A 16,989-nucleotide genomic window follows, 5' to 3' on the forward strand; every position below is an offset into this window, starting at 1 on the left:
GGGATTAAGGTATTTATATATGTTGGGGGCGGTCAGAATACTTATAGCTGAGGATTCTAAAACGGTTAGTGCATTATTAAATAATGTATTATCCAATCATTATAGAATAGAAGTTGTAAGTGTTGTGAATAACGGCATAGATGCATATAAATCTATAGTATCTATAAAGCCTGATTTTGTTGTTATGAATATAGATTTACCCCTAATGGGCGGAATAGAATTATTGAAGCTGCTGAAAAAAGAGAATATACAAACTAATATTTTGGTTATGAGTTCTTTGGCACAGAATAAAGATTTATCATCTAGGGCTTTAGATTTAGGGGCTTTGGATATAATATATAAGCCTAGAAATATAACAGCAGATTTCATTAGAGAAAATATACTTAGTGTAATCTTGGAGTCTAAAAGAAATAATTCTTCAGTCTCTAATTCTGCTTTTGATTATAATTCTACTATTTTAAATAGCAATATGAAAAGAGCCGTTGAGGCATCAGATGATGAAAAAACATATATGGATAAATTTGATGATAATGTCAAAATAATTCCGTATAATCAAAAGCAAGTGGCAACAGCTTTAAGTATATCTTTTAGGAAGCCTTTTAAAGCTCCTCTTTTAGTGGCAATAGGCATATCTACAGGAGGTCCCAGAGCTCTTAGAATAATGCTTCCGAGTTTTCCTAAAGATTTTCCTCTGCCCATATTAATATCGCAGCATATACCTAAAGAATTTTCATCTTCTCTTATTTCTAGTTTGCAGGATATATCCAATATTAGAATTAAAGAGGCTCAGGTAGATGAGGAGATATTACCGTCTATTGTATATATATCTCCGGGTGATAAAAATATGGGTATATATATGGATAGCAAAGGAAAATTGAGAATTAAATTTTATCCTGACCCTGATAAAAAATTTGTTTATACCCCATGCGTAGATTATTTATTTAATACTATTGATGAGGTTTTAAAAGATAAGGCCATTGCTATTATAATGACAGGTATGGGAAATGACGGCACTAGCGGTATGACTAAATTATATAATGATAATAATTTAACTATAGCTCAGGATAAATTAAGCTGCACAGTATATGGTATGCCTAGGAGTGCTATAGAAAGTAAAATTGTACATGTGGTATTATCACTTTATGATATTACCGAATTTTTAGTACAGTATTTGAGAGGTAAACTTAAATGAAGAATATTTTTATTTTAGCTATTATATTGATAATTTTTGCATCTTCTTGTAAAAAAGAATATGGTACTGAATACTCTATATATGAATATGAAAAATATATATCTAAACTTATAGCAAATAGAGATACATTGGAGTTTACTGCTAATTTTCTTCAAAGTTTAGATGAAAATATAATTAATACTTTGAATGAAATGACTTTAGTATATGAGCTTACACCTGCTAATATTATAGAATCTATAAAAAATAGAGGTGCTTTATATCAAAGAATATTTTCAGATAATGATGATTCTCTTTGCAATTATTTACCTAAAGACGGCGGATATTATGATGTTAGTGTAACTTATAAAAAATATAAGGATGTTATGCTGGCTCAGATTGAGTATCCTTCTTTTAATAAGATATCTGAAAACTCTATTGAATTTGTTGCAATATATTTTAATGATAAATGGAATTTGATTACTGTCAATTTCCTTAATATTTGAAAATAGGATTTTTTAATGAAAAGAATTTTGATTACATCAATTATTGTATTATTTATATTAGTATCATGCTTGGAAGATTTAGACAGTGTTAGAAAAGAATCTTTATTTGCATTTTATGATAATATGAAAAACGAAATATTAAATGATAATATAAATTGGATAGAAAAAAATTCTGATATAGAAAATATAGAAAACATTAAAAATATCATATTAGATGACAGCGATTCTATAAAAAAATTGCTCTCTTCTTCAAATAAGGAATATTCAGTTACTATAAATTATACAATAGGAGATAATGCCAATAAAGCGAGTGGATATTATATTATAAGAAATACTGAATTTTCACCTACATACTATTATATAAGACTTGTGAATAATTCAAATAAATGGAAAATAGAATCCATAGATAAACTTCCTTTAATAAAATAAAATATTTATTTTTAGTTATTTGCAAAAAATATTAAATATACTAAAATAAAAACAATAAGTTTTATTTTAAGGAAAATATATATGCCTACAATAAAAGCTCCATGCAAGATAAATATTTCTCTTGATATAACTTCAAAAAGAGAAGACGGATATCATTTGATAGAATCTTTATTTCATACAGTAAGTTTATATGATATTATCACAATTGAAAAATCTGATGAATATAATATTACAACAAGCGGTAAGTTTGCATTAGAAGATGATAAAGAAGAAAATATTGTAACAAAAATATTTAATCATTTCAAAAAAAATATGGATCTTAATAATAATTATAATATACATATAGAAAAAAATATACCAACCGGAGCAGGACTTGGAGGAGGATCATCTGATGCTGCTAATATCATTAAGTTTTTTTTATCCGAATTAAATATTAATATCAATGATAAGCTAATAGAATCTTTTTCTTCATTTGGTGCTGATATTCCTTTTTTTATAAATGGAGGCTGTGCTTGGGTTTCAGGTATTGGTGAGAAAATAAAGAATTATGATTTTATACTTCCATATAATATTATTTTAATTTATCCTAATATACATGTATCTACTAAATTAGCTTATTCAAAATTTACTTATGATGATTTTAATAAATCGGATTTATTTTATATAAAGAATATGCTTGATAATAAAGATATTAATTTTGAAAAAATAGTTTCAAAAACATATAATGTATTTGAGAAGAATGTTTTTAATTTGGAAAAAAGAATAGAAGAGATAAAAAATAAAGCAGAGGATATAATTAAAAGAAAGGTAACTATGAGCGGTTCTGGTTCTTCGCTTTTTGCTTTATATAAGAATGATGATGCTGTAATTGAAGAAGATTTTAAAAAGTTAAAAAATGAACTTGATATGGACATATATATATTAAGTTTGATTTAATTGTATTTAATGTTTTTTATGTTATAATTTTGCTTGTTATAAAAATTAAAAGAGAACATTATAAAAGATGGTAAAAAAAGTATTTATTATATTATTGATATATTCTTCTGTATTTTTTGCAGCTGATTTATCATCAAAGCATTCATTATCAGTTTTAGAAACTAGCAGTACAAGATCAAAGGGTATGATGGGAGCAGACTTTTTAATAGGTAATGATTCATCTTCTTTATTCAAAAACTCTTCATCTTTGATGGGAGTGCTTAGAGACAGTGTCAATTTAAATTATACTATTACATCTAATCCTCAAAATGATTATATATTCAATGCTTCTTATGCTCATATAGGAGGTTCTTATGCTGTAGGGGTTGGTTTTGCTGGAGAAATAAATAAAGTCTATTCTTATGATAGCTTGGGTTTTAAGAAGAATGATATATATAACGGACTTTATTTAATAAATGTTGGTGCTACTTATGCTATTAATGAAAGTTCTTTTATAGGGGCAAATATTAAAAGTGTAGTTAATAATAGCGGAAAAGATAATAATTTTGGAATGTTTTTTGATGTATCATATATGCAGTCTTTATTTACGCCTAATTTTAAACTTGGTGTTGGAATTAGGAATTTCGGATTTTATGATAATGTATTTGCCAAAACAGATACTGATATAACAGCTTCTTTAGCATACACTAAAAGCGACGGAAGTTTTGCGGTATCAGGACAATATACAATATCGGTGCCTTCTGTAAGTCATGAATTATCTATTGGACTTGAAGCTATGATAATAGATTTTAATAAATTGGGATTATTTAAACAAAAAACTGCATGGTATGATGATTTGCCTGAAAGCATATTAGATGCTCCGGATTTTGTACAAAAAAGACTTTCTCAGCAACTTCCAAGCGGTGTTTTGGCTAGATTTGGGGTAGGTACTAAAGGGGTTTCTTTGGGATTGTCGCTATATTTGGATTTATTCAGGCTTGATTATGCTATTAGTTTTGATAATTTTAGTAAGGATAATATTTCTCATGATATAGGCATGAGTTTTATGTTTTAATTTAGGTTTAATTATTTTATGGCTATATGTAAACAAAAAATATCTAATACGGAAAATTGCCCTAGAGAAGAATATAAAGATGGTTTATGCATTATACATCATAACAGTAATGATAAACCTGAAGGACTTTTCAGAAGAATAATAAGAGATGATATATATAGAGGGTTTTATAATTTCTCTTATATGATTAGTTATGACGGATTTAATTTTGAGGGCTTGAAAATTGAAAAAAATTCTAACATGCTTTTTACCAACTCTTTATTTTACGGACCTTTTCAAATGAGGAATTTTAATTTATTCGGTTCTTTAGATTTTACAGACAGCAATTTTGAAAGCGGACTTTTTATTACAATGTCTAATGTTTATAAGGAAATTATTATAAAAAACTCTAAGATAAATATTGATTTTAATATGTCATTATCTAATTTGCATTCTATTGATATTGATAATATAACAGCTGACTGTAATTTTTCTATTGCTAATTCAGATATAATTGATAAACTGTCATTTAATCATATTCATTTTAAAAATAATTTCAGTATGCTTAATGCAAGTTTGCAGGGAGAGTCTAGTTTTGAAAATATTATTATAGACGGAGATGCTGATTTTAGAAATATGGTATTTTATAAATCTTTAAAATTTGAAAATGTTGAAATAAAAGGTAAAACTATACCTTATGAAATTATAGAAAATGAAAAAATAGAATTTGTAAATGTTCTAATAAACGGCAGGGTTATAGAAGACAATCAAAAAGAGAAAAAAGAAAAAGAGAAAAAAGAATCTCAATTAGAAAAAATCAAAGAAGCAAAGGATAAAATGTATAAAGAAACTTTGCTTAATAATAAATATTCTAAAAGAAAATAAATATCAAAGTAAATCTCTTTTATCTTTTAATTCCTCTTTTTCCCTTATATCCTTTAATATACCTTTAATTTTTGAATCATTATTATTCGGATAAATTAAAAGAACTCCGTCAGATTTTACTATAGTTAAATTATCAACTCCGTCTATTGCTATAAAAGTGTCATTATCATCATTAATTATGATATTGCCTTTTGCTTCTTTAGCATATACATTTCCAATTATTACATTATTGTTATTATCTTTATTATGTATTCTTCCAAGTGCTGAAAAAGCTCCCAGATCGTCCCAAAAGAATCTTGATTTTATGCATTTAATATTTTTTAATTTTTCCATTATTCCAAAGTCAAAAGATATTTTATCTATTGTTTTGAATATATCTTCCTTTTGACTATCATTTTCAGCTTCTAAAGTTTTTAGAGTTTTATTGTATGTATCAGGCATTAATTCTTTTATTGAATTAAGTATATTATCTATAGACCATATAAACATTCCGCTGTTCCATAAATAATTACCTTCTTCTAAGAATTTGCATGCATTTTCATAATTAGGTTTTTCTACAAATCTATCAACATCATATACATCATCTTTAATATTATCTTTTATTTTTATATATCCGTATCCGGTTTCTGCTCTGTTTGGATTTATTCCTACTACTACAACTTCATTAGTATTTTCGCTTACTTCAATAGCATTTTCAATAGACTTAATAAATAAATCTTCATTTTTTATGATAGGATCTGCTGGAATCACTGCAATGATAGCATTTCCTATTTTTTCTTTTATATAAATGGCTCCTAATGCAATGGCTGCTGCTGTATCTCTTCCTATTGGTTCATATATTATATTTTTGAAAGAAGGCATATATTTGCTGAATACATCTTTATATCTTTTTCCTGTGATTATAAAAATATTATCTTCACTAGTAATTTTTAATGCTCTGTCTATAGTTTGTTCTATAAGAGATTTGTTTTCTATAATAGTTAAAAATTGTTTTGGCTTGTTTTCTCTGCTTAGAGGCCATAACCTTTCTCCTATTCCTCCTGCCATTATAAGTACAGCTTTTTTCATATATTATATTCCTTTGAATAAAAGTTATCTTATATAGTACCTTATTATATATATAATTAAATAAAAAACAATAATATTGTAAAAAAAGCATTTACATTTTATACATTAAAATAAAAAAAATATATTTTTTGTAAAAAATGTAGTTCTTGTATATCATTAATAAATATGAATATATTAATATTAAATATAATTTTGATATTTTTATTTGACAAAAATTTCATTATGTATTATCTTTATTGTGTAATGGGAGATTTTTTATTTTTCTTTAATTTTTAAATTTGAGAGGTTATATGATTAATACTGAAGAGTTAATATATGATGACGATGATATGCTGTCGCCTATAGATGCTGCGAAAATAGTTGGGGTGTCGAGAACTACTGTTAACTATTGGGTTAGACATTATGGGTTAAAAGCGGATGTTACCCCAGGTAAAAGATATAAAATCCGTTATGCCGATTTAAAGGCTTTTCTGGCTTTCAATAATAAAGAGAAAAGAATTAAATTAAAAAGAAAACAGTCAAAATATAAGATTGCCATAATTGAGCCTATGGAAATTACAAGGAAAAATTATCTTGAATGGCTTAAAGATGATTATGATGTTACATGCATATCTAATTTGGTATCGCCTTTAAAGGAGTTAAAAAAGATTTCGCCTGATGTAATTTTAATGGATATTAATTTATCAGATGACAAAGACTATTTTTATATAATAGATGAAATCAAGAAAGAACTTTCTTTAAGAATATCATTAATTATTATTATAACAAAGAGATATAATGAAGATGATGTTGTAAACGGACTTGAAAAGGGTGCTTGTGATTATGTAAAAAAGCCTGTAGGGCAAAATGAGTTAAAAGCAAGAATTAAAAATGCCATTAGATTTTATGTGGATGTGTAAATATTATTAAAGCATGTTTATGGGGTCTATATCTATTTCTATATAATTTCCTTTTTGGGTTATGAAAGTATTTTTTAATTTATAGAAGAAATCTTTCAGTAAAGAATGAGACGGTGTTTTTATAAGTATATTCCATCTGTAATATTTATTTAATTTACTTATTGCACATGCAGCTGCTCCTAGTATTATTATTTTATCGGAATGATTATAAGTTTCCATTCTAAGCATATCTGCTATTTTATTTGCATCATTTTCTACTTTTTTTTCATCTATTCCTCTTATTACTAATCTTATGAGTCTTGAAAATGGTGGATAATTTAAAGGTGCTTTTCTATTTTCTATTTCTTTATTATAAAAAGATATATAATCATGATTTTTGGCACATTCTATACTATAGTGATTAGGAGAATAAGTTTGAATGTACACTATTCCGTTTTTTTCTCCTCTTCCACTTCTTCCGGCAACTTGAGTAATGAGATTAAAAGTTCTCTCAGCACTTCTAAAATCCGGTATATGAAGCGACATATCTGCTAAAAGTACACCTACTAGAGTAACATTAGGAAAATCAAGCCCTTTAGCTATCATCTGAGTTCCTACAAGTATATCTATTTCACCGTCAGAAAATCTTTTAAATATTTTTTCATAGTTTTTTGTGCCTCCTACAGTATCCTGATCCATTCTCTCTACCGCAGCATTTGGAAAAAGTATATTTAAATGTTCTTCTACTTTTTCAGTACCGCTTCCTATACGCTCAAAATGTCCTATTTTACATTCATCACAAAGCTCATCTAAATATTGAGTGTATCCGCAGTAATGACACATAACAACATTCTTCTTTTTATGATAAGTAAGAGATACGGAACAATTAGGGCATTCTAAAACTCTTTGACAATATGAACAAGCAACAACAGGAGCATATCCTTTACGATTAAGAAATAGTATTATCTGTTCTTTTTTCTCTAATTTTCTATTTATTTCTTCCGCCAATTTTTGAGTAATCATAGGAAAAGCATCTGCTCTTTTTTCTTTTTTCAAATCTAATATTTTAACTTCAGGCATATTAACAGAAGCCGCTCTTTTTTTTAGGCTTAAAAGTTCTATTTTGCCTATAGAAGCATAATAAAAACTTTCTATAGAAGGAGTAGCACTTCCCAAAAGTAATGTAGCATTTTCCTGCGATTTTCTATAAAAAGCCACCTGCCTTGCATGGTATCTTGGTGTATCTCCGGCTTTATAACTTGTTTCATGTTCTTCATCTATAACAATTATACCTAAATTTGGAGTAGGGGAGAATATTGCACTTCTTGCTCCTATAACAATTTTTATTTCATCTTTTTTTATCATCTGCCAATATCTGTATTTAGAATTAGGCGATAATTTACTGTGAAGTACAGCTATTTTTCCTTCAAATCTTTCAGCAAATCTTTTTATAGTTTGAGGCGTGAGGGATATTTCAGGAAGTATAACTATAGCCTGCTTTCCCATATCAACAACTTTTTTTATAGCCTGCAGATAAACTTCTGTTTTTCCGCTTCCTGTTACACCATGAAGTAAAAAAGTTTTTGAAGTTTTTGATTCTATACTTTCATTTATTTTTTTTAATACAATTTCTTGTTCATCATTGAGTTTTAAATATGGTTTTTGTTTTGCGGGTATTGGTTTAGCTTTCTTTTCTTTTTTGGCGGGGGTTCCTACAGGAAGTGCCGCAAATAAGGCTTCTCCGAAAGATGAATGATAATAATTACTCATCCATTTAGCTAATTTGAATTCTTTATCTGAACATATTGGTTCAAGATCAATTCTAGCTTTGATAGGATATATTTTATAGTTACCGTCTATAGTTTCAACTTCTTCTACAACAATACCCTTATTATTTTTTCCTTTAATAGGAGCTACAACTCTACATCCTACCAAGCTATCATTAATCTCGTCTGGTTTTTTGTATGTAAGTATTTTATCTATAGGGAGATTGAAAACAACTTTAACATACATTATTACATTTTTTCACGACGCTTTTTGTCTTCATATTTAGACATGCAGTTTACACATCTTAAAGTATAAGGCAAAGCAGTTAATCTTTCCTCATTAATTTCTTCTTTACAATCTATACATTTACCATAAGTACCGTCTTCTATTCTCTTAAGTGCATTATTAAGCATATCTAACTTATCTTTTTCTTTTTGAGAGAAATTCATTAGATTTTGTTTCTCATAAGCCTGAAATGCTATATCTACCATATCACCATGAGAATCATCTTTAAGAGCTTCATAAGTTTCATTTCCGCTCAATAATTCATCTAAAGTTTTTCTCTTTTCTTCTAATAGTAAATCTTTAAATTTTTTTAACTTTTTAGCAGTCATTATACAAACCTTTAGTAATAGTAACCCAATAAAAAGATAGTTTAGCGTTTTGAGAATTGGAAACGCTTTCTAGCACCTGATCTTCCATATTTCTTACGCTCAACTACACGAGAATCTCTAGTAAGAAATCCATTTCTTTTTAAAGTAGTTCTGAAATCTTGGCTTTCACCTACCAAAGCTTTAGCTATACCATGTCTAACAGCATCAGCCTGAGCAGAAACACCGCCACCATGAACATTAGCAAATACATCATATTTTCCAAAATTACCTGTTACTTTCAAAGCATCTTCTACTACTTTAAGAAGTGCTGCTCTATTGCAGAAGTATTCAGCATAATTTTTTCCATTTATTAAAATTTTGCCGCTGCCTAAAGTTATACGAACTCTTGCATTAGCTGTTTTTCTTTTTCCAGTAAAAATAGTTAATTGTTTAGCTGCCATTTTTCTCTCCTAATTATATATTTACTACAGTAGGTTTATTAGCTTCATGCGGATGCTCACTTCCTGCATATACTTTTAATTTTTTAAGATGAAGTCTTCCCAATGGGTTATGAGAAAGCATACCTTTTACAGCTATTTTTACCATTCTTTCAGGATTTTTTTCTAATAATTCGCCGTAGCTTATAGATTTTATACCGCCAGGATAACCTGTATGTCTATAGTGGATTTTTCCTTTCTTTTTATTTCCTGTTAGAACTATATCTTTAGCATTGATAATAATTACATAATCACCATTATCTAAGTTGTAGGCATAGTCTACTTTATGTTTTCCTTTAAGCATATAAGCTGCTCTGCTTGCTACTCTTCCTAATGACTTACCTTTGGCATCTATTATTAGCCAATTTTGCTTTATATCTTTTTGTGATAAAACGTAAGTATTATTTTTTGTTTTTAATGTTTTTTTATCCATAAAATACACACCTTGATTTAACGTTTTAAAAAATTTGGTAGTTTTAATCTTAAAAATGTAACGGTGCGTAATTATAACATAATTATATTGTAAAGTCAAATTTTATTTATAAAATATATTATTATTTATTTTGATTATTTTTTTATATTTTTAATTATTTTAAGTATATCATCAACACCGACTATATTGACTATTTTTATAATTTTTTCCAAATCACTTCTATCTACTTTTTTTAATAAATCAAGATATTTTTTATCCTTTATATCAATTATTTTAGATATATCTTTTATTTTTATCATTTTGATAATTTCTATTAACCTATCTTTTCCTATTATATTTACAATATTTATTATATTACTAATATTATCTTTGGCTTTGTTAAACATATTTGTCATTCTCTTTTTATATATATTATAATATAATATACTGCTTATTTCAATATATATGTGTTGTTTAATGCTATATTGTTTATTATTTTAAAGGCATATTATCTAATAATCTAGTAGCACCGCAATAAGCTGATATAAGTATTATTGAGTTTTTTGATGCTGTTTCCATGCTCATTAGAGTTTCCTTATCTACTATATAAGCATATTCTAGTTTAAGCATTTTATGAGTTTTTATATTATTTTTTATTATATCTAATAAATATGATGATTTAGTTCCGCCTTTTTTAAACTCTTCTCTTGCTTCTCTAAGAAGTTTGTATATTATAGAAGCTTCTTCTTTTTCTCTTTCGCTTAATAGACTATTTAAACTGCTTAAAGCAAGCATATTTTCATCTCTTACTATAGGAATAGTTTTTAATGCTATATTGTAATTTAAATCCTTTATCATTTTTTTTATTATAAATACTTGCTGATAATCATATTCTGTGAAATATACATAAGTAGGAGATATTATATTAAATATCTTAGCCATTATTGTAACCATTCCTCTATAGTATATAGGTCTTGAAATTATATTGAATTTGCTGTTTTCTATATTTATATGAGTAGCATAATCATCAGGAATCATCTCTTCAACAGAGGGCAAAAATAAAACATTTACCTGATATTCTTCTAAAAATTTTTTATCTTTATCCAAATCCTGAGGATATCTTTCTATATCTTCTACCTTTATAAATTGAAGCGGATTAATAAATATACTTACAATTACAATAGAACATTCTTTTTTTGCTTTTTTTATTAAGGCAGCATGTCCTTCATGCAAAGCTCCCATAGTAGGTATTAAAGCTATAGAGTTGCTTTTATTATCATTAATAAATTTATATGCACTTTTTATATTTTTTAATATAGTTAAAGACATATATTAATCCGTTTTTTTATTCATTTTATCATGATTTGTTGCCGGCTCATAGAAATATAAAGCAAGTATTGTTTGAAGCGGAAACATTATAACAGCTTCAATAAACATGCTGAATCGTCTAATCGTAAATATTATATCTTTTTTAAGTACAAATACATTCAGTATATAAAGTATTTTACTAACAGCAAATGCTAAAAATAATAATATTATCAAAAAATAAGGCAATGTATTTGGAGCAGGAAGTATAGTAATATATTTAGGTGTTTCATTATTATTGGAATTAACTATAAAAAGATATATCCCAAAAAGATATACAAAAGTAAAAAATATGTCTAATGCAATTGTAACTATTGCCGCATTTTTATATGATATTTCCGGATAAAGTAAAGTTCCGCATGAACGGCATTGTTTAGCATATTTATCATTAACTGTTTTACAAGATTTGCATTTAATAGTCTTAGCCATAATTTTATAACAGCTCCTTAATTTAATCAGCTTAAGTGTATTAATTTTTTATTAATAATAATATTTATAAATAGCAAAATTGTCAACTATTATAATAATTAATTATAAAATTATAAAAAATTTATTTTGAAATCAAACTATAATAATAAAGCTAATAGAAGCTTTTTATTTTCTATTAGCTTTATTAATTATTTTAAGTACAAGTATTTATTAGTATCAGGCAGTAGTTACAGTAGTAGTAATCTCCTCTGAAGGATTTTTTGTAGGAGGAATTTTTATTAATCTCAAGTCAAACATAATCATAAACATACAAGGCAAGAATATGAGAGTAAGAAGTGAAGCAAATAAAAGCCCATAAGCTAATGCCATAACTATAGGAATAATAATATCAGCTCTTCCTCCTATACCATATACAGTAGGTAAAAGTCCTACAACTGTAGTAACTGTAGTTAAGAATACAGGACGAAGACGCTGCTTAGCTCCGTCAACAATAGCTTTGGCAACACCTTTTTTACCGCCTTCTACACCTTCATCTATGATTTTGTTAATAAGGTCAACAAGTATAATACCATTGTTTACTACAACACCCGCCAAACCAATAATACCAACAACACCCATAAATGATAAAGGCATTCTGTGTATGGCAAAACCTAACAATACCCCAATTAAACCAAATGGAATAATTATCATTATCATAATAGGCTGTATGAATCTGTTTAACTGTAATAGTAATACAATATATACGAATATGAATGCCATAGCAAAACTGAATATTAATTGTTTTATGGCTTTCATAGTTTCTTTAGCTTCACCGCCAAACTCTAGTTTTAATCCTCTGTACTGTCTGCTGAAATCTTTGAATCTTTCACTTACTGCGGCCATAACCTGCTGAGAAGTATTTTTTCCATATTCTATACCTGCTGTTATAGTTATTGTTCTCTGACCATTATAGTGTTTTAATGTTGCAAGTCCGTCGGCAATTTCTACATCCGCTAGGTTATGAAGATAAATAAGTCTTCCGCTTGTATTTGGTATTAGAAGATTAGTGAGGTATTGAATATCATAAGTATAAGGATCATCAAATACTACTCTGAAGTTTAATTTATTTTCAAGTTCCTGTATATATGTAGCTTCAGTACCATAGTATGCTGTTCTTACTTCATTAGCAACACCAGCAACATTAACACCAAGTTCTGCTATTTTATCATAATCAAACATTACTCTTAATTCTTCTTTACCAACTTTATCATCATCATCAATATTGATAACACCCGGTACAGTAGCTAAAAACTCTTTTATCTCATCTTTAGCTTTTTTAGCAAGTTCAGTATTGTTTCCTACTATTTTTATGTCTACAGGATCTCCAGGGTCAATACTTCCTTTTGTATTCATACTAAATATAGGAACAGTTTGTCTTATATCAGTTTTATCTAGTTCGGCATTTATTAAAGCAACAAGCTCATCAGCAGTTCTGCTTCTTTCAGCGGCAGGTACTAAATAAACCATAATACCAGCCAAACTTCCTTTTTCCTCAGATACCACCTCTTGGTCAACCTGCTTTCCTACAAGTGAGTATAAAGCAATAAGCTCTTCTGGTTTTACTACACTTGCAACAACATCTTCTATTTTTGCAATCTCTTTTGTAGTAGCTTCTTTAGTGGTTCCTGTAGGCATTTCTATATTGATAACTATAGTATCAGCACTTGTATCGTATATAAGTACGAAGTTTTTAAAGCTGCTTTGTGCCAAGAATATTGAGGCTATTAATAATGCTACGAAAGCACCTATTACAATATATCTTATATGAATTAATTTTTCTAGTATAGCACCAAAAGGTATTTTCATTTTATCGAATAAAGCATCTTTGTCAAAATCAAGAGGGTTTTTGAATTTGCTTTTCTTTTTAGGTTTGTATGATTTATATTTATCTTCTTTATCTTGTAATTGGTTAGGCAAAAGCAAAGTAGCCTGAAGCATACTAACAACAAGAGTAAATATAACTATTCTTGGGAAAAGGTTTAATATTTTACCCATCATACCGCTTATTGTAAGCATAGGGAAGAATGCCGCAACTGTTGTAAGAGTAGAAGCCACCATAGGCATAACAACATCGCTTACAGCAAGTCTAGTTGCTTCAAGTCCCTTATACCCAGCCTGTTTGAAGTTGAATATATTTTCGGATACTACTATTGAGTTGTCTACTATCATACCAAGTACTGTAATAATGGCAGCTAATGACATAGTATTGAATGTTATTCCGGTTACCTGCATGTAAATAAAACATGAGAACATAGTAATAATCATACCCAAACTTGTAAACATAGCACTTTTAAAATCTAGGAATATAATCAAAGTTATGAAGATGATTATAAATCCTTGAATAAGGTTTGAACTAACAATGCTTAAAAGAGATTTTATTGTTCTTGAGTTATCACCCATAACAGATACTTGAATATTATCTGGTATTAAGTCAGCATTATCTTTTAAATATTGGTTTACAGTTTCAATAGTTTTAAGAATGTCAGCATTTTCATTTTTTACAATAGAAAGAGAATATCCGGAAGCTCTATTAACTCTCATAAGAGTAGTTTTATCTTCAAAACCAGATTCCACATGTCCTATATCGCTTACTCTTACTCTCTGACCATTAAAAGTAGATCTTATTATAACATTGCTTGCTTCCATAGGGTCTTGAAACTCTCCGTAAGTTACAACAGTTTGCTCTTTTCCTCCGGATTCCATATCTCCGCCTGTAGCTCTTACATTTCTTATGCTGAGTGCATTTACAACATCGCTCAATGCTATATAATTTTTTGTCATTTTTATAGGGTCTATATAAACTTTAATTTCAGGATCAGTTCTTCCTTCTACTCTAACTTCGCCGACACCTTCAAGTCTTACTAATTCATTTTCAAGCGTTTGGCTTACATCAAATAATTCTCTCTCATCGCCTTCCATACCCTCTTTAAAGTGAACAGCTAATGTATATATGGACATTTTATTAGGGTTCAAGTCATAAGTTGTAACCTCTTCAACATCCTCTGACAAGTCTGGAACATTCTGCATTTGTCTGAATATTTCATCTTTAACAGGCTGTCTGTCCGGAAGAGTTTCATCTAATGTTACTAATATTATGGCAACATTTTCAATGATTGTTGTCTCATATTCATCTATACCGGATATTCCCTGCAATTCTTCTTCTATAGGTATAACAGCATTCTGCTCTACATCAAGAGGAGTAGCTCCGGGGTATGTTACCGCTATAAGCATCATATCCAAATCAGTTGATGGAATAGATTCTTTTCTTAAATTAAAATAGTAATATCCCCCTACAAACAATATTGCCATTACTATTATATTTACAAGCATAGTTTTTTTTGCAAAAAATACTATAATTTTTTCCATATATCTGTGCATCTCCTATTTTTGTTTTGTTTATGTAAACTAAAAAATTAAAGATTTAATCATTCTAGAGGCTAATAATTTAATTAACCTCTAAAATGATTTTTATATATATTCCTCTAAATCTTTATCAATTATCTAATAAAAATATTTTATTCATAATCAATTGCAAGTAAAGCTCTGTAATCGAATATAGTTGTTATAAACTCATACTGAAGATTTAAAAGCTCTGTCTGCGTAGCAACTAAGTCCAATCTTGATGTAAGCAGATCATCAATTTCCAAACGCCCCTGATCCAGCTTTTGAAGCTGAGTTGCTATTCTTGAATTAATAGCTCTTATCTGCATTTGCTTACTTGCTATTAAATTCTTATAAGCATTAAATCTTGAAATATATGTTTGTAATTGAGCGTTAAAATCTTTTTCTAATTGATCGTACTGAGCTATGATTCCGTATAGAGAATTTTCAGCCATTTGATACTGAGCTTTATTTGCTCTGTTTCCTATAGGATATGAGAACTGTACTCCTGCAAAAAAGTCCACATTTGTCATACTCCCAAAAGACTGAAAATAACCGTCGCTGTTTGGGCTAATACCATTCAAACTAACGCTTCCTACAATATCTAAATTAGGCAAAGTTCCATTTTTCATAGCTTCTAAAGTATATTCAGCTCTTATTTTTGACTGATATGCAATTTGTCCGTTTACACTATCAGCAAAAGGAACTGCCTCCATCTGCATATTGCTTCCTAAATCTAAATAAGCGTCCCAAGTGGTATGATCTGGTTTTATATTAGTTACCGGCATAAAGAACCCCACAGTTGCTAAAAGGCTTTCTAAATAAACCTGATTCTGAGCATAATAATCGCTGTATAGCATAGTCTGAGTTCTTGCATTTTGATAATCATCATTATCTATAAGTCCGTTATTATATCTGTCTCTCATCTGATTTTCAAATCTTTTTGCAGTGATGTACATGCTTCTGTAGTATGCAAGAAGTTTTTCATACATTATCCATTGATAATAAATTTTCTGATATGAAACTATAACGCTTGCATCATCTAATTTTCTTTGAAGTTTCGCTATAGCAAGAGCATATTCAGCATCTTTTATTGGATATTTATCTAAAGTACCAAAAAAATTTCTTAAAAGCGGCTGAGTAACTTGTATTGTAAGCGAAGGCACATAATTATTAAAATCAACTGCCTGAGAGCTATTAGGACTATACAGTTTACCGCCTATGAATGAATTATGTGTTAAATTAACAGACCAAGTAGTGCCGCTGTATGGTATTAAAGATCCAATACCAATTCCCGCCTGTATACCTACTGCTTCCACTGATTGGCCTACTGATGTTGAATTAGTGCCACTTGATGAACTTCCGTATTTACCTACCGCACCAAGTTTGGCAGATAAATTAACATCACCTGTACTTTTAGCACTAAGCAAATTCATCTCAGCATTAGTTTCTGTAACAGCATTTATTTTTAACTCTGGAATTTGATCTCTTATAGTTTCCATATATGCAGCATAAGTTAATGTATTAGTCTGACAATATAAAATATTAACTGTAAAAAACATTAATAAAAATATTATAAACTCTATTTTAATTTTCATTACCA

Annotated in this window: 17 protein-coding genes; 7 read left to right on the top strand and 10 right to left on the bottom strand. The window is 28.3% G+C overall.

Translation table 11 applies throughout. The features are described 5' to 3' along the window. The first annotated feature begins 19 nt into the window (after positions 1 to 19). The 6 genes from A966_RS05725 to A966_RS05750 all read left to right on the top strand — a co-directional run bounded on the left by A966_RS05725 (position 20) and on the right by A966_RS05750 (position 4,957). A complete protein-coding gene (locus A966_RS05725) occupies positions 20 to 1,192 on the top strand; it encodes a chemotaxis protein CheB (RefSeq protein WP_008723472.1) in 1,173 nt (390 codons plus the stop codon). Further along, on the top strand, positions 1,189 to 1,674 hold the full coding sequence (locus A966_RS05730) for a hypothetical protein (protein ID WP_008723474.1): 486 nt from the start codon (positions 1,189 to 1,191) through the stop codon (positions 1,672 to 1,674). The genes A966_RS05725 and A966_RS05730 overlap by 4 nt, the downstream gene beginning before the upstream one ends. 15 nt (positions 1,675 to 1,689) lie before the next feature. Then, a complete protein-coding gene (locus tag A966_RS05735) occupies positions 1,690 to 2,103 on the top strand; it encodes a hypothetical protein (protein ID WP_008723476.1) in 414 nt (137 codons plus the stop codon). A gap of 81 nt (positions 2,104 to 2,184) precedes the next feature. Beyond that, the gene (gene ispE, locus A966_RS05740; RefSeq protein ID WP_008723477.1) at positions 2,185 to 3,039 is read left to right on the top strand and encodes a 4-(cytidine 5'-diphospho)-2-C-methyl-D-erythritol kinase; all 855 of its coding nucleotides are present in this window, start codon (positions 2,185 to 2,187) and stop codon (positions 3,037 to 3,039) included. Between the two features lie 67 nt (positions 3,040 to 3,106). Further along, positions 3,107 to 4,093, top strand: coding sequence for a hypothetical protein (locus A966_RS05745; RefSeq protein ID WP_008723479.1), 987 nt, complete (start codon positions 3,107 to 3,109; stop codon positions 4,091 to 4,093). 18 nt (positions 4,094 to 4,111) lie between these two features. Then, positions 4,112 to 4,957 (top strand): hypothetical protein, encoded by an 846-nt coding sequence (locus A966_RS05750; protein ID WP_008723481.1) that lies wholly within the window; start codon positions 4,112 to 4,114, stop codon positions 4,955 to 4,957. Positions 4,958 to 4,960: 3 nt separating this feature from the next. Here the strand turns inward: A966_RS05750 and A966_RS05755 are convergent, their stop codons facing one another. Then, complete coding sequence (locus tag A966_RS05755; protein ID WP_008723483.1) at positions 4,961 to 6,025, bottom strand: mannose-1-phosphate guanylyltransferase; 1,065 nt, start codon at positions 6,023 to 6,025, stop codon at positions 4,961 to 4,963. A gap of 290 nt (positions 6,026 to 6,315) precedes the next feature. Between A966_RS05755 and A966_RS05760 the strand changes: the two genes are divergently transcribed. After that, the gene (locus A966_RS05760) at positions 6,316 to 6,924 is read left to right on the top strand and encodes a response regulator (RefSeq protein ID WP_008723486.1); all 609 of its coding nucleotides are present in this window, start codon (positions 6,316 to 6,318) and stop codon (positions 6,922 to 6,924) included. A 6-nt stretch (positions 6,925 to 6,930) separates the two neighbouring features. Here A966_RS05760 and priA read toward each other — a convergent pair whose 3' ends face one another. The 9 genes from priA to A966_RS05805 all read right to left on the bottom strand — a co-directional run bounded on the left by priA (position 6,931) and on the right by A966_RS05805 (position 16,984). Then, positions 6,931 to 8,916, bottom strand: a complete 1,986-nt coding sequence (gene priA, locus A966_RS05765; RefSeq protein WP_008723488.1) for a replication restart helicase PriA — start codon at positions 8,914 to 8,916, stop codon at positions 6,931 to 6,933. Between the two features lie 2 nt (positions 8,917 to 8,918). Next, entirely contained in the window at positions 8,919 to 9,284 is a 366-nt protein-coding gene (locus tag A966_RS05770) for a TraR/DksA family transcriptional regulator (protein ID WP_008723490.1), read from the bottom strand. Between the two features lie 41 nt (positions 9,285 to 9,325). Beyond that, a complete protein-coding gene (gene rpsI, locus A966_RS05775; RefSeq protein ID WP_008723492.1) occupies positions 9,326 to 9,724 on the bottom strand; it encodes a 30S ribosomal protein S9 in 399 nt (132 codons plus the stop codon). A gap of 13 nt (positions 9,725 to 9,737) precedes the next feature. After that, on the bottom strand, positions 9,738 to 10,193 hold the full coding sequence (gene rplM, locus A966_RS05780) for a 50S ribosomal protein L13 (protein WP_008723494.1): 456 nt from the start codon (positions 10,191 to 10,193) through the stop codon (positions 9,738 to 9,740). 134 nt (positions 10,194 to 10,327) lie between these two features. Continuing rightward, positions 10,328 to 10,579, bottom strand: coding sequence for a hypothetical protein (locus tag A966_RS05785; RefSeq protein WP_008723496.1), 252 nt, complete (start codon positions 10,577 to 10,579; stop codon positions 10,328 to 10,330). Between the two features lie 85 nt (positions 10,580 to 10,664). Beyond that, complete coding sequence (panC, locus tag A966_RS05790) at positions 10,665 to 11,501, bottom strand: pantoate--beta-alanine ligase (protein ID WP_008723497.1); 837 nt, start codon at positions 11,499 to 11,501, stop codon at positions 10,665 to 10,667. A gap of 3 nt (positions 11,502 to 11,504) precedes the next feature. Next, entirely contained in the window at positions 11,505 to 11,966 is a 462-nt protein-coding gene (locus tag A966_RS05795) for a hypothetical protein (RefSeq protein WP_008723499.1), read from the bottom strand. Between the two features lie 216 nt (positions 11,967 to 12,182). After that, positions 12,183 to 15,371: an efflux RND transporter permease subunit gene (locus A966_RS05800; RefSeq protein ID WP_008723501.1), complete on the bottom strand. Its 3,189-nt coding sequence runs from the start codon at positions 15,369 to 15,371 to the stop codon at positions 12,183 to 12,185. Positions 15,372 to 15,520: 149 nt separating this feature from the next. Continuing rightward, on the bottom strand, positions 15,521 to 16,984 hold the full coding sequence (locus A966_RS05805; protein ID WP_008723503.1) for a TolC family protein: 1,464 nt from the start codon (positions 16,982 to 16,984) through the stop codon (positions 15,521 to 15,523). Positions 16,985 to 16,989 lie beyond the last annotated feature (5 nt).

The sequence above is a fragment of the Brachyspira hampsonii 30446 genome (assembly GCF_000316195.1).
Taxonomy (GTDB): Bacteria; Spirochaetota; Brachyspiria; order Brachyspirales; family Brachyspiraceae; genus Brachyspira; species Brachyspira hampsonii_C.

Coding starts and splice junctions, on each gene's coding strand:
- A966_RS05725 (WP_008723472.1), top strand. CDS start 20: ATGTTGGGGGCGGTCAGAATACTTATAGCTGAGGATTCTAAAACGGTT.
- A966_RS05730 (WP_008723474.1), top strand. CDS start 1,189: ATGAAGAATATTTTTATTTTAGCTATTATATTGATAATTTTTGCATCT.
- A966_RS05735 (WP_008723476.1), top strand. CDS start 1,690: ATGAAAAGAATTTTGATTACATCAATTATTGTATTATTTATATTAGTA.
- ispE (WP_008723477.1), top strand. CDS start 2,185: ATGCCTACAATAAAAGCTCCATGCAAGATAAATATTTCTCTTGATATA.
- A966_RS05745 (WP_008723479.1), top strand. CDS start 3,107: ATGGTAAAAAAAGTATTTATTATATTATTGATATATTCTTCTGTATTT.
- A966_RS05750 (WP_008723481.1), top strand. CDS start 4,112: ATGGCTATATGTAAACAAAAAATATCTAATACGGAAAATTGCCCTAGA.
- A966_RS05755 (WP_008723483.1), bottom strand. CDS start 6,025: ATGAAAAAAGCTGTACTTATAATGGCAGGAGGAATAGGAGAAAGGTTA.
- A966_RS05760 (WP_008723486.1), top strand. CDS start 6,316: ATGATTAATACTGAAGAGTTAATATATGATGACGATGATATGCTGTCG.
- priA (WP_008723488.1), bottom strand. CDS start 8,916: ATGTATGTTAAAGTTGTTTTCAATCTCCCTATAGATAAAATACTTACA.
- A966_RS05770 (WP_008723490.1), bottom strand. CDS start 9,284: ATGACTGCTAAAAAGTTAAAAAAATTTAAAGATTTACTATTAGAAGAA.
- rpsI (WP_008723492.1), bottom strand. CDS start 9,724: ATGGCAGCTAAACAATTAACTATTTTTACTGGAAAAAGAAAAACAGCT.
- rplM (WP_008723494.1), bottom strand. CDS start 10,193: ATGGATAAAAAAACATTAAAAACAAAAAATAATACTTACGTTTTATCA.
- A966_RS05785 (WP_008723496.1), bottom strand. CDS start 10,579: ATGTTTAACAAAGCCAAAGATAATATTAGTAATATAATAAATATTGTA.
- panC (WP_008723497.1), bottom strand. CDS start 11,501: ATGTCTTTAACTATATTAAAAAATATAAAAAGTGCATATAAATTTATT.
- A966_RS05795 (WP_008723499.1), bottom strand. CDS start 11,966: ATGGCTAAGACTATTAAATGCAAATCTTGTAAAACAGTTAATGATAAA.
- A966_RS05800 (WP_008723501.1), bottom strand. CDS start 15,371: ATGGAAAAAATTATAGTATTTTTTGCAAAAAAAACTATGCTTGTAAAT.
- A966_RS05805 (WP_008723503.1), bottom strand. CDS start 16,984: ATGAAAATTAAAATAGAGTTTATAATATTTTTATTAATGTTTTTTACA.